The organism is Sphingomonas sp. (genome assembly GCF_035714405.1).
GTDB lineage: Bacteria > Pseudomonadota > Alphaproteobacteria > Sphingomonadales > Sphingomonadaceae > Sphingomonas.
In genome coordinates, this window is the sequence record NZ_DASTMA010000015.1 from 63,553 (window position 1) to 76,247 (window position 12,695).

The 12,695-nt window shown below is 70.6% G+C and carries 11 protein-coding genes and 2 pseudogenes; 4 read left to right on the forward strand and 9 right to left on the reverse strand.

Annotation, left to right across the window (positions count from 1 at the left end; genetic code table 11):
* Positions 1 to 43 precede the first annotated feature (43 nt).
* Positions 44 to 2,212 (reverse strand): primosomal protein N', encoded by a 2,169-nt coding sequence (locus tag VFQ64_RS05850; protein ID WP_325102363.1) that lies wholly within the window; start codon positions 2,210 to 2,212, stop codon positions 44 to 46.
* 176 nt (positions 2,213 to 2,388) lie between these two features.
* On the opposite strand from VFQ64_RS05850, the gene VFQ64_RS05855 reads away from it, so the two are divergent.
* Positions 2,389 to 3,261 (forward strand): tyrosine recombinase XerC, encoded by an 873-nt coding sequence (locus VFQ64_RS05855; protein ID WP_325102364.1) that lies wholly within the window; start codon positions 2,389 to 2,391, stop codon positions 3,259 to 3,261.
* A gap of 96 nt (positions 3,262 to 3,357) precedes the next feature.
* Here the strand turns inward: VFQ64_RS05855 and VFQ64_RS05860 are convergent, their stop codons facing one another.
* From VFQ64_RS05860 to rsmI, 5 genes and pseudogenes are all read right to left on the reverse strand, one after another.
* Positions 3,358 to 3,957 (reverse strand): DedA family protein, encoded by a 600-nt coding sequence (locus VFQ64_RS05860; RefSeq protein ID WP_325102365.1) that lies wholly within the window; start codon positions 3,955 to 3,957, stop codon positions 3,358 to 3,360.
* Positions 3,958 to 4,104: 147 nt separating this feature from the next.
* Positions 4,105 to 5,061, reverse strand: a complete 957-nt coding sequence (gene gshB, locus VFQ64_RS05865) for a glutathione synthase (RefSeq protein WP_325102366.1) — start codon at positions 5,059 to 5,061, stop codon at positions 4,105 to 4,107.
* Positions 5,062 to 5,205: 144 nt separating this feature from the next.
* Positions 5,206 to 5,550, reverse strand: a pseudogene (locus VFQ64_RS05870) (YraN family protein); the annotation flags it as partial.
* Between the two features lie 186 nt (positions 5,551 to 5,736).
* A pseudogene (locus VFQ64_RS05875) lies at positions 5,737 to 6,018 on the reverse strand (endonuclease domain-containing protein); the annotation flags it as partial.
* Positions 6,019 to 6,121: 103 nt separating this feature from the next.
* A complete protein-coding gene (gene rsmI / locus VFQ64_RS05880) occupies positions 6,122 to 6,952 on the reverse strand; it encodes a 16S rRNA (cytidine(1402)-2'-O)-methyltransferase (RefSeq protein ID WP_325102367.1) in 831 nt (276 codons plus the stop codon).
* Between the two features lie 11 nt (positions 6,953 to 6,963).
* Between rsmI and VFQ64_RS05885 the strand changes: the two genes are divergently transcribed.
* Positions 6,964 to 8,178: a penicillin-binding protein activator gene (locus VFQ64_RS05885; protein WP_325102368.1), complete on the forward strand. Its 1,215-nt coding sequence runs from the start codon at positions 6,964 to 6,966 to the stop codon at positions 8,176 to 8,178.
* A 62-nt stretch (positions 8,179 to 8,240) separates the two neighbouring features.
* On the opposite strand, the gene hemW is transcribed toward VFQ64_RS05885, so the two are convergent.
* From hemW to rph, 3 genes are all read right to left on the reverse strand, one after another.
* Positions 8,241 to 9,413: a radical SAM family heme chaperone HemW gene (gene hemW / locus VFQ64_RS05890; RefSeq protein WP_325102455.1), complete on the reverse strand. Its 1,173-nt coding sequence runs from the start codon at positions 9,411 to 9,413 to the stop codon at positions 8,241 to 8,243.
* A gap of 124 nt (positions 9,414 to 9,537) precedes the next feature.
* A complete protein-coding gene (gene rdgB / locus VFQ64_RS05895) occupies positions 9,538 to 10,176 on the reverse strand; it encodes an RdgB/HAM1 family non-canonical purine NTP pyrophosphatase (RefSeq protein WP_325102369.1) in 639 nt (212 codons plus the stop codon).
* Entirely contained in the window at positions 10,173 to 10,886 is a 714-nt protein-coding gene (gene rph / locus VFQ64_RS05900) for a ribonuclease PH (RefSeq protein ID WP_325102370.1), read from the reverse strand. The genes rdgB and rph overlap by 4 nt, the downstream gene beginning before the upstream one ends.
* 175 nt (positions 10,887 to 11,061) lie before the next feature.
* Between rph and hrcA the strand changes: the two genes are divergently transcribed.
* Complete coding sequence (gene hrcA / locus VFQ64_RS05905) at positions 11,062 to 12,102, forward strand: heat-inducible transcriptional repressor HrcA (RefSeq protein ID WP_325102371.1); 1,041 nt, start codon at positions 11,062 to 11,064, stop codon at positions 12,100 to 12,102.
* 13 nt (positions 12,103 to 12,115) lie between these two features.
* The gene (gene grpE / locus VFQ64_RS05910) at positions 12,116 to 12,658 is read left to right on the forward strand and encodes a nucleotide exchange factor GrpE (protein ID WP_325102456.1); all 543 of its coding nucleotides are present in this window, start codon (positions 12,116 to 12,118) and stop codon (positions 12,656 to 12,658) included.
* Positions 12,659 to 12,695: the final 37 nt, after the last annotated feature.

Here is a 12,695-nt window from a genome sequence, read left to right on the forward strand (position 1 = left end):
CTTCGGCGGGGGAGGGTGTATTTGGGGCGAGATACCCGTTCCCTCACAAGAAATTATACGGGTCCACGTCCACAGTCACCCGCACCTTGGCGGGCCAGTCGAGCGCGCCGAGCCAGTCGCGGATCACATCCTGCACGTCGAGCGCGCGGCGGGCGTGGACAAGGAGGCGGTAGCGGTGCCGGCCGCGCAGCATCGCGAGCGGGGCGGGGGCGGGGCCATAGACGTGGCAGCCCTCGACCTCCGGCGCGGAACGGCCGACGAGCCGTGCGATCTCGAGTGCCGCCGCCTGGTCCTCCGACGAGACGATGATCGCGGCGTAGCGGCCGAACGGCGGCGCGCCTGCCTCTCGCCGCGCGTCCGTCTCGGCGTCGTAGAACGCCTGGGCGTCGCCGGTGATGAGCGCCTGCATCACCTGCGCCTTGGGCGAGTGGGTCTGGATGAAGACGCGGCCGGGCTTCTCGCCGCGACCGGCGCGGCCGGACACCTGGCGAATCTGCTGAAAGGTGCGCTCGGCCGCGCGCAGGTCGCCACCTTCCAGCCCAAGGTCGGCGTCGACGCACCCTACCAGGGTCAGATTGGGGAAGTGATAGCCCTTGGTAACGAGCTGGGTGCCGACCACCACGTCGATGTCGCGCGCTTCCATGCGGGCGACGAATTCCGCCGCCTTGGCAGGCGACCAGATGGTGTCGGAGGTGACGACGGCGACCTTCGCCTGCGGCATCAGTGCGGCGACTTCGTCGGCAATGCGCTCGACGCCGGGGCCGCAGGCGACGAGGCTGTCCTCTTCCTTGCACTCCGGGCAGACCCGCGGCGTCGGCTCGGCATGGCCGCAATGGTGGCAGGCGAGGCGGCGGATCAGCCGGTGCTCGACCATCCAGGCGGTACAGTTCGGACATTGGAAGCGATGGCCGCAGGTGCGGCACAAGGTCAGCGGCGCATAGCCGCGGCGGTTGAGGAACAGCAGACACTGTTCGCCGCGCTCCAGCGTCTCGTGCATCGCCTTGACGAGGCGTGGGGCGAGCCAGCGGCCGCGCTCGGGCGGCTCGGTAATGAGGTCGATCGCCTCGATGTGCGGCATCTCCGCCGCGCCATGGCGTTCGGGAAGCTGCAGCTCGGCATAGCGGCCGAGCGTCACCTGCTGGCGGGTCTCGATCGCCGGCGTGGCCGAGGCGAGGATCACCGGGCAGCCCTCGAACCTCCCCCGCATCACCGCCACGTCGCGGGCGTGGTAGTGGACGCCCTCCTCCTGTTTGAAGCTGGTCTCGTGCGCTTCGTCGACCACGATCAGGCCCAATTGCGCGTAGGGCAGGAACAGCGCCGAGCGGGCGCCGACGACGACGCGGGCCTCGCCGGTCGAGATGGCGCGCCAGGCGCGGCGGCGCTGGGTGGAGCGCAGGCCCGAATGCCAGGCGACGGGCTCGCAGCCGAAGCGGGCGTGGAAGCGTTGCAGGAAAGGTTCGGTGAGCGCGATTTCGGGGAGGAGGACGAGGGTCTGGCGGCCCTCGCGCAGCGCGGCGGCGACGGCCTCGAAATAGACCTCGGTCTTGCCCGAGCCGGTGACGCCGTCGAGCAGGGTGGGGGCGAAGGCGCGGGCCTGCACGTCGGCGACGAGGGTGGCGGCGGCTCCGGCTTGCGCCTGTGACAGCTCGGGTGGGGCGTGGGCCGGATCGGGCACGGGATAAGGGCTGTCGATGTCGACCTCGACCGGCCGCAGCGCGCCGCACTTGACCAGGCCACGGATCACCGCGTCCGAGACGCCGGCGATGGTGGCGAGTTCGCGGATGAGGCCTTGGCGCTCGCCGATGCGGTCCAGCGCCTGCTCGCGCTGGAGGGTGATGCGGTCCGGCGTGTCGCCGGTGGCGCGGTACTCTATGACGAGCTTGGCGCCCTCCAGCGCACTGGTGGAGGCGAGCGTCATGCGCAGCACCGACGCGGGCGGGGCGAGATAATAGTCGGCGGTCCACTCGATTAGGCGGCGGAGCGGCGCGCGGAGCGGCGGCACGTCGGCGGCGGCGAGGAGCGGGCGCAGGCGGTTGTCGCCGACCTCCGCATCCGACGGCAGCCGCTCGGGCTCCCACACGCAGCCGAGCAGTTGGCGCGGCCCGAGCGGGGCGACGACGATCGAACCGGGCTCGACGTGCATGCCGTGGGGGACGCGATAGTCGAGCGGCCCGAGTGCTGCGTTGAGGAGGAGGACGCGGGCGCGGGACACGAGGGCGCATATGGAGTCTGGGTGATTCCGGCGCCACCCTTCCCATCCTCCCCGGCGAAGGCCGGGTCCAGTCGCCACCCGCTGCGTTGGCGGGGTCGGCCCTGTCAGAACGGAGCAGCCCGAGACTGGACCCCGGCCTTCGCCGGGGAGGATGTAGTTGCTATGCCAAGGAGCAGATGTCCGACCTTCCCCTCCTCTATGCCCAGCACCTCGCGCGCGACCGGCGGCGGTCAGCGCATACGGTGCGGGCGTATCAGGCGACGGCGGAGCGGCTGCTTGCTTTCTTGCAGGCGCATTGGGGCGGGCGGGTCGTCGATCTGACACAGGTGAGCGCGGCGGACCTGCGGGCGTTTCTGGCGGAGCGACGTGGGGAGGGGATCGGCAACGCGTCAGCGGCGCGCGAGCTGTCGGCGGTGCGGGGGTTCCTGACCTTTGCAGGTGCGGAGGCACCCCGGATGCGGGGCCCGCGGGTCAAGAAGGGGGTGCCGCGGCCGATCTCGCCGGCCGAGGCGGTGGCGCTGGCGGAGGAGGTGGCAGACGAGGCCGCCGAGCCGTGGATCGGCGCGCGCGACTGGGCGGTGCTGCTGCTGCTCTATGGCGCGGGGCTGCGAATCGGCGAGGCGATGGGGCTGCCGGCCAAGGTGCTGCCGCTCGGCGAGACGCTGAGCGTGACGGGCAAGCGCAGCAAGACGCGGGTGGTGCCCTTGCTGCCGCAGGTGCGCGCGGCGGTGGAGGCCTATGCCGCCGCGACGCCGTGGACGGCTTCGGGCGACGAGCCGCTGTTCCGGGGGGCCAAGGGTGGCCCGCTATCGGCAGCGGTGGTGCGACGATCCGTCAGGACGGCGCGGGTGCGGCTGGGGCTGGGCGAGCGGACGACGCCGCATGCGCTGCGGCACAGCTTCGCCACCCACCTGCTCGGGCGCGGCGCCGACCTGCGCGCGCTGCAGGAGCTGCTGGGCCACGCCAGCCTCAGCTCGACGCAGATCTATACCGCCGTCGACGCGGCACACCTGATGGACGTGTACCGCCACGCCCATCCGAGGGCGTGAAAGTTTAGGGGAAGTTGAGGCCCAAATCATCCCTATTCAGGTCAGCATCGCTGTCCATTCTCCCGATGTAGCGATGGCGGCGGTTGTAGGACAGCATCAAATGCGCGGCTTCCAAGTCGCGACCCGATACAGATAGGCGCCGATCATCAGGGCCGAGGTCGCGATCGCGAACGGGCCGACATAGTCGTTCAACATCTTGAATCGGCTGCCCAGCAGCAGCCCGGCGCCCGCCAGAATGGCGTTCCAGATCGCGCTGCCGGCAAAGGTCCAGATCACGAACTTCCAGCGCGGCATGCCCGTCATGCCGGCGGGCAGCGAGATGATCGTGCGGCCCACCGGCATGAAACGCATGAAGAAGATCACCCACTGGCCCCGGCGCAGGAAGAAGCCGTGCAGCCGCTCGACCGCGTCCCAGTCGAGCGTCAGCCAACGGCCGTGCCGCTCGATGAAGGGGCGCAGCCGCTCATAGCCGATGCGGCGACCGATCGCGTACCAGAAGTAATTGCCAAGCGTGGTGCCGGCGGTGCCGATCGCGATCAGCGGCACCAGCGCCATGTCGCCGCGCGCGACCGCCATCCCGCCCAGGCCCATGATGACCTCCGACGGGATCGGCGGGATGACGTTCTCCAGCGCCATCAGCAGGAAGATGCCGAGATACCCGCCGCGCGCGATCAGATCGAGGATGAGGTCGGTCATGCGAGCCTATGCCATCATGCTGAACTTGTTTCAGCATTCATGGGCGGCCGCTCGATCCAAAGACCGTCGCCCAGTGTCGAAGCCGTCGCGCATGGACCCTGAAACAAGTTCAGGGTGACGAAGGTTGCTGACGAAGCGCGGGTCACGTCAGCGTCGCGCCGACACCTTCGCCTCTATGGCATCCCAGATCATGCCGGTGATATCCGACCCGTCGAACCGCTCGATCGCGACGATGCCGGTGGGGGAGGTGACGTTGATCTCGGTCAGCCAGCGTCCGCCGATCACGTCGATGCCGACGAACAGCAGCCCTCTTGCCTTCAGCTCCGGGCCGAGCACGGCGCAGATCTCGCGCTCGGTGGCCGTCAGTACCGTCTTCTCGGCCGAGCCGCCGACCGCCAGGTTGCTGCGGATCTCGCCCTCGCCGGGCAAGCGGTTGATCGCGCCCGCGACCTCGCCGTCGACCAGCACGATGCGCTTGTCGCCCTTCGCCACGTCGGGGAGGAAGGCCTGGACCATGTGCGGCTCGCGCCAGGTGTTGTTGAACACCTCGATCAGCGCCGACAGGTTGGCGCCGTCGCGGCCGACCTTGAAGATCGCCTTGCCGCCATTGCCGTGGAGCGGCTTGACGACGATCTCGCCGTGTTCCGCGAGGAAGGCGCGCGCGGCGTCGAGGCTGCGGGTGACCAATGTCGGCGGCATGAACTGGGGATAGTCGAGGACGAACACCTTTTCGGGCGCGTTGCGGACCTGCGCGGGATCGTTGACGACGACGGTGCGGTTGGCGATCCGCTCCAGCAGGTGGGTGGCGGTGATGTAGCCGAGGTCGAAGGGCGGGTCCTGGCGCATCAGCACCACGTCTGCATCGGCGCCAAGATCGAGGTCGATCGGATCGCCGAGCGTGAAATGGTCGCCCTGCACGGGGCGGACGGTGACCGGCTCCGCGCGCGCCCACACCCGACCGGCCGCGTAGTTGAGGGCTTCGGCCTGATAGTGGAACAGCCGGTGCCCGCGCGCCTGGGCGACGAGCATCAGCGCAAAGGTCGAGTCGCCGGCGATGGCGATGCCTGCGATCGGGTCCATCTGGACGGCGACGGTAAGGGGCATGACGGTTCCCGTTCGTGGTGAGGAGAGGCTGAGCGAAGCCGAAGCCGCGTCTCGAACCACCATGTCCTTCGAGACGCCGCTTCGCCTTCGCTCAGCGGCTCCTCAGGACGAACGGAGGATGTCTAGCGGCACGCCGCCCGTTAGTCATCCGATCCACGCATTCTCGATGTGGCGCGGCATGCTGCCCGGTGCGAGCAGGATGACGTCGACGCGGATGTCGTCGCCGGGGTGCGCGAACCGCTCCATCAGCAGCTCCGCCGCCGCGGCGACACGGGCGAGGCGGGGTTCATCGATCGCGTGATCGAGCTCGGCCGCGGTCCTGCGGACCTTGACCTCGACAAAGGCGACCAGTCCCGGTCGGCGGGCGACGAGGTCGACCTCGCCCGCCGCCGTCTTCACCCGCTGTGCGAGGATGGTCCAGCCGCGGCGTTCGAGCCACGCCGCGGCATAGGTCTCGCCGCGACGACCTTGTGCGTCGGCTGCCTGGCGGGCGAGGGTAGTTGCGCTCTCCTCCGGCTTGCGGGAGGGGCCCTCTGAACTCCCCTCCCGCTTGCGGGAGGGGCGCCCTGAACTCCCCTCCCGCTTGCGGGAGGGGCTGGGGGAGGGAATGTCCGCCAACACCCGCTCGATCTCAGCGACGACGCCTTCTGGATTTGCAAGCACCTCATTGTTCCAGAAGCGGATGACCCGGTAGCCCTGGTTCTCCAGATAGAAGGTCCGGCGCTGGTCCGCTCCAGCGGAACTGGCATGTTGCCCGCCGTCCAGCTCGATTACCAAACGCGGCGTCCTCGCTACGAAGTCGCAGATGAAAGGGCCGACGGCGTGCTGCCGATTGAAGCATGTGTTGGCGACCTTGCGGGCGCTTAGGCAGCGCCACAGGCGCTTTTCCGCGTCCGTGGGGTTCGCCCGCAGCGCGCGCGCGCGTAGGGTCGGGCGCTTGCTGCCCTTGTCGTCCATGGTGGTGACATGCCCTCCCCCAATCTTCCCGCAAGCGGGAGGGGAGTTCAGGGAGACTCCTCCCGCAAGCGGGAGGGGAGCTTGGTCGTCCTACCCGGCTGATCTAGCTCTTCATCTCCAGCGCTCGGGCGTAAAGTGCTTTGCGGTCCACGCCCAATCGCTTGGCGACCTCGCTCGCGGCTTTGGCAACCGGCAAACGCGTCAGCGCCTCTGCAAGCGCAGCATCGGCTTCGTCGTCGCTCGCAGGCGGGGCCTCGCCGGGCGGCGCGACGACGACCACGATCTCGCCCTTGGGGGCTGCCTCGGCGTAGCGGGTGGCTAGCGTCGAGAGGGTGCCGCTGACCGCCTCCTCGTAATGTTTGGTGATCTCGCGGGTCACGGCGGCGTCGCGGTCGCCCAGCCCCTCGGCAAGCGCGGACAGGCAGGCGGCGAGGCGGGGGCCCGATTCGTAGAGGATCAGGGTGGCCCGCACGGTCGCGACCTCGGCGATGGCCGCCGCCCGGGCCTGCGCCTTGGACGGCAGGAAGCCGCAGAACAGGAAGCGGTCGGTCGGCAGCCCGGCCAGCGTCAGCGCCGCCACCGCCGCGCACGGGCCGGGGATCGTCACGACGGTGTGCCCGGCCGCGCGCGCGTCGCGGACCAGCTTGTAGCCGGGGTCGGAGATCAGCGGTGTGCCGGCGTCGCTGACCAGCGCCACCGCCTCGCTGGCCATGCGCGCGACCAGGCCGGGCCGGACGCCTTCGGCATTGTGGTCGTGATAGGGCGTCATCGGCCGCTTGACGCCGAGGTGGCGGAGCAGCCCGGCGGTGACGCGGCTATCCTCGACCGCGATCACGTCGGCGCGCGAAAGTATGTCGGCGGCGCGCGGCGAGAGGTCGCCGAGATTGCCGATCGGGGTCGCAACGATGTAGAGCCCGGCTCGTAAAGCGTTCATGGGAGTGGGTCATGGCAGAGGGTAAGCGGGTCCGGCAATCCGGCTGGACGGGACGGCTCCTTGCCTTCGGCGCGGGACGGATTTTTGCGCTCGGCGCGGGCTTGGCGCTCGCTGCCTGTTCGACGGTGGTGCCGCGCGGGCCCGCGCCGCCGCCGCCGCCGCGCGCCGAACGGCCGGTCTATGAGGAGCCGCGGGTCGAGACCGGCATCCCGCGCGACACGCAGCGCAACCGCGTGGCGCTGCTGGTGCCGCTCTCCGGCGGCAATGCGGGCGTCGGCACCTCGATCGCCAATGCGACGATGCTGGCGCTGCTCGACACCGGCAACGACCGCATCCGCATCACCAACTACGACACTGCGACAGGTGCCGCCGCGGCGGCGCGGCGCGCGATAGGGGAGGGCGCGCAGCTGATCCTGGGGCCGTTACTGGCGGAGGACGCGCGCGCGGTCGGGCCGATCGCGCGGGCGGCGGGGGTGCCGGTGCTGAGCTTTTCCAACGATACCGGCGTGGCCGGGCAGGGCACCTATGTGATGGGCCACGCGCCCGCGCAGTCGATCGAGCGGGTGGTCGCCTTCGCGCGCTCGCGCGGGGTGACGAGCTTCGCCGGGCTGGTGCCCAACGGGCTTTACGGCGAGCGGGCCTCGACCGCCTTCCTGCGCACGGTGGAAGGGCAGGGCGGCCAGGTGGTGTCGTTGCAGACCTATTCCCGCACGCCTGCCAGCATCAACGCCGCGGCGGCGCGGGTCGCGGCGAAGGCGCCCTATGGCGCGGTGCTGATCGCCGATGGCGGCGCAACCGCCGCCGCGGCTGCGCCGGGGGCGAAGCGGGGCAGCCCGTCGGCGCGCATCCTGGGCACCGAGCTGTGGAACACCGAAAGCGGCATCGCGGCGCGGCCGCAACTGGCCGGGGCGTGGTTCGCGAGCGTGTCGGACGGATTGTACCGCCAGTTCGCGACCAAGTATCGCGCGCGCTTCGGAGCGGGGCCGTATCGGCTGGCGAGCCTCGGCTATGACGCGGTGCTGCTGACGATCCGCATCGCGCGCGACTGGCCGGTGGGGACGCGCTTTCCCGAGGGCCGGATGCGTGATGCCGACGGGTTCGCCGGGTTGGACGGCGCGTTCCGCTTCGATCGCAGCGGCGTCGCGGAGCGGGCGCTGGAGGTGCAGGAGATCAGGGGTGGGCAGACCGTGACGGTCAGTCCGGCGCCGACGGGGTTCGGGCGGTAATCCCCCTCCCGCTTGCGGGAGGGCATTCGACATCTTCCCCCTCCCGCTTGCGGGAGGGGAGATCAGATGGCCCCTCCGGCAAGCCGGAGGGGAGCTGCCGTCACCACCTCCGGCAGGATGGCGTCGAGCAGGAGCGCGCCGGTCTCGGTGACGGTCAGGCGTTCGTCGGCGAGCGTCAGCAGCCCGAGCCGCTCCAGCCGCCCGACCGCACCACGATCCACCGGCGCCTGGCCGCCCGCCAGCGCCGCGACCCGGCGCAGGTACACGCCCTCGCGCAAGCGCAGGCCCATCAGCAGCGCCTCCTGCGCGCGGGCGTGGCCGTCGAGCGGCTCCTCCGCCTGCAGGCCGTGGCCGTTGCGGTCGATCGCGCCGAGCCAGTTCTCGGGCTTCTTGTGTCGCACCGTCGCGCAAGCGCCGCGCCGGCCATGCGCGCCGGGACCGACGCCGAGATAATCGCCGTAACGCCAATAGGTGAGGTTGTGGCGGCTTTCGGCGCCCGGCCGGGCGTGATTGGAGGTCTCGTAGGCGGGCAGCCCCGCCGCCGCGGTGATCGCGCGCGTCGCTTCGAACAGGTCGGCGGCGGTGTCGCCATCGGGAATGTGGAGGCGACCCTGCGCGGCATCGGTGGCGAAGCGCGTGCCGGGCTCGACCGTCAGCTGATAAAGCGACAGGTGCTCGGTGCCGAAGCTGAGCGCGCGGGAGAGCTCGCTCTGCCAGGCGGCGAGCGTCTGTTCGGGGAGTGCGTAGATCAGGTCGAACGACACGCGCGGAAAGGCGGCCTGGGCGGTGGCGAGCGCCGCCAGCCCCTCCGTCACGCCATGCGCGCGGCCGAGGAACGCGAGGGCCGCATCGTCGAGCGACTGAAGGCCGAGGCTGACGCGGTTGACGCCGGTGGCGGCGAGGTCGGCGAAGCGGGCCGCCTCGACGGAGGAGGGGTTCGCCTCCAGCGTGATCTCGACGTCCGGGGTGAACCCCCAGTGCCCGGCGGCTGCGTCGAGCATCGCCGCGACGGTGGCGGGCGGCATCAGCGAAGGGGTGCCGCCGCCGAAGAACACCGAGCCCATCCGGCGGCCGGGCGTCAGCGCCGCCTCATGCGTGAGGTCGGCGAGCAGCGCCGCGCGCCAGCGGTCCTGGTCGACCGAGTCGCGGACATGGCTGTTGAAATCGCAATAGGGGCATTTGCTGACGCAGAACGGCCAGTGGATGTAGAGGGCGAGGCTGTCCGCCTCATCCATCTTCCCCGGCGAAGGCCGGGGCCCAGGCTCGGGCTGCTCGGTAAGGGTGGGCTTCATCACGGCGTGTGTCGCAACTGGGCCCCGGCTTTCGCCGGGGAAGATGCCTTCTCGCAAAACGGGGATGTTAGAAAACGGCGGCAACGAGCTTTCCGAACGCGTCGGCGCGGTGGCTGATCGCGTGCTTCTCGGCCGGGTCGAGTTCCGCGAAGGTGCGGGTGTCGCCCAGCGGCACGAACACGGGATCGTAGCCAAAGCCGACCGTACCACGCGGCGGCCAGCTTAGTGTTCCCTCCGCGCGGCCCTCGAACCATTCGACATGGCCGTCCGGCCAGGCGAGTGCGAGGACGCAGACGAAGTGCGCGTCGCGCCCGGCTTCGGGACCAGCCGCCTGCAACGCGTCCTCGACCTTGCGCATCGCCAGGGTCCAGTCGCGCGAGCCGTCCGGCGTCTCCGCCCAGTTGGCGGTGCGCACGCCGGGGTCGCCGCCCAGCGCGTCGACGCACAGTCCCGAATCGTCGGCGAGCGCCGGCAGGCCGCTGAGGTCCGCGGCCTGGCGCGCCTTCAGCTCCGCATTGGCGAAGAAGGTGGTGCCGGTCTCGTCGGGCTCGGGCAGGTCGAGCTCCTTGGCGGACACCGGCTCGATGCCGAACGGCTCGAGCAGCGCCCTGATCTCGCGCACCTTGCCTTCATTGTGGCTGGCGATGACGAGCTTGCCCGGCTTGAGCTTGCGCACCGCCTGCGGGCCGGGGAACTCCAGGCTCATGCTACAGCGCGCGCCTGCGCCGCGAAGATGTCCGCGCAGCCGATGCGGGCGAGGCGGAGCAGGCGGAGCAGCGCCTCCTCGTCATAGGTCGCACCCTCGGCGGTCGCCTGCGCCTCGGCGATGTTGCCGTTTTCGAGCAGCACGAAATTGGCATCGGCGTCGGCGGCGGAGTCCTCGGGATAGTCGAGGTCGAGCACGGGGGTGCCCTGATAGATGCCGCAGCTGACCGCCGCGACCTTCTGCTGCAGCGGGTCGACCGTCAGCTTGCCGTCCCTGAGCAGCCCGTCGATCGCCAGCCGGAGCGCCACCCACGCGCCCGAGATCGAGGCGGTGCGGGTGCCGCCGTCGGCCTGGATGACGTCGCAGTCGAGCACGATCTGGCGCTCGCCCAGGGCCTTCATGTCGGTCACGGCACGCAAGCTGCGGCCGATCAGCCGCTGGATCTCCTGCGTGCGACCGGACTGCTTGCCCTTGGCCGCCTCGCGGTTGCCGCGGGTGTGGGTGGCGCGGGGCAGCATGCCGTATTCGGCCGTGACCCAGCCCTCGCCCTTGCCGCGCATGAACGGGGGCACGCGCTCCTCGACGCTGGCGGTCACCAGCACCTTGGTGTCGCCGAAGCCGATCAGCACCGACCCTTCGGCGTGGCGGGTGAAGCGTGGCTCGATGGTGATGGCACGCATCTGGTCGGGGGCGCGGCCGCTGGGGCGCATGGAGGTTCCTTGATTGCCTCCGTTCGTCCCGAGGAGCTGCTGAGCGAAGTCGAAGGATGCTGGTTCGAAACGCGCCTTCGACTGCGCTCAGTCGCTCCTCACCACGAACGGCAATTGGTGAATGGCCGTGCGCCTAGCCTTCCACCGGAGCCCGCGCCAGCCTAGATCATCGACCATGGCCTCGCTGCCCGTCACCGAACTGTCCGACCGCGCCCGCGACATCTTCCGCCGGGTGGTCGACGGCTATCTGGCGACCGGAACCCCCGTCGGGTCGAAGACGCTGGCGCTGGCGGGGCTGAACCTGTCGCCCGCGTCGATCCGCAACGTGATGGGCGAGTTGGAGGGGCTGGGGCTGCTCGCCAGTCCGCATACCAGCGCCGGACGCATGCCGACCGAGCGCGGCCTGCGGCTGTTCGTCGACGGCATGATGCAGGCGACCGAGCCGTCGCCCGAGGAGCGCGCGCAGATCGAGGCGCGGGCCGGGGCGGCGGGGCCGGTCGAGGAGGCGCTGGCGACGACGGCTGCGGCGCTGAGCGGGCTGTCGGCCTGCGCGGGGCTGGTGATGGTGCCCAAGCGCGAGGTGCGGCTGCGGTCGATCGGGTTCGTGGGCCTGTCGCCCGGACAGGCGATGGCGGTGCTGGTGAGCGAGGACGGCTCCGTCGAGAACCGCGTCGTCACGCTCTCGGCGGGCATGAACGACGCGGCGCTGATCGAGGCGGGCAATTACATGACCGCGACGCTCGGCGGGCTGACGCTGGCGGAAGCGCGGGCGCGACTCGACCGCGAGCTGACGGCGGGGCGCGCGGCGATCGACGGCGCCGCGCGGGCGCTGGTCGAACAGGGGCTGGCGGTGTGGAGCGAGGATGGTGATCGTCGCCCGGTGCTGATCGTGCGCGGCCAGGCGCGGTTGATCGACGCGACCGCACTTGCCGATCTGGAGCGGGTGCGCGAGCTGCTCGACGACCTGGAGGGCAAGCAGGAGATCGCGTCCTTGCTCGATTCGGCGGCGGCGGGGGATGCGACGCGGATCTTCATCGGCGCGGAGAACAAGCTGTTCGCGCTCTCCGGCTCGTCCGTCATCGCGCGGCCGTTCCGCGGACCCGGTGGCCGCGTCGTCGGCGTCGTCGGGGTGATCGGGCCGACGCGGTTGAACTACGCCCGCGTCGTGCCCATGGTGGATTTCACGGCGGCGACGCTCGCCCGACTGATGGGCTGACACAGGGATCATGATGACCGACGAGACGACCGACACGCAGGCCGACGACCTGCGCGAACAGACTGCCGAGGCCGCGCCCGAGGTGGCCGAACATGACCGCCTAGCGGAGCTGGAGCAGCAGCTCGCCGAGGCAAAGCAGGCGACGCTCTATGCGCAGGCGGACCTGCAGAATTACCGCCGCCGTGCCGAAAAGGAGGCCGCCGACGCGCGCCAGTACGCCGCGACCAGCTTCGCGCGCGACATCCTGTCGGTGGCGGATAATCTCCAGCGCGGGCTGGCCGCGATCCCGGCCGAGCTGCGCGAGGACGAGAAGATGAAGGGCCTGGTCGCGGGCCTGGAGGCGACGGGTCGCGAAATCGAGAGCGTCTTCACCCGCCACGGCATCACCAAGATCGCGGCGCTCGGCGAGGTGCTCGACCCCAACAAGCATCAGGCGATGCTGGAGGTGCCGAGCGACGTGCCGGCAGGTACGATCGTCCAGGAGATGCAGGCCGGCTACATGATCAAGGACCGCCTGCTCCGCCCGGCACTGGTGGGGGTGGCGCGGGCGGGATGACCGGATTGCGCGCTTAGGTGTCCACGCACCGCCCGGA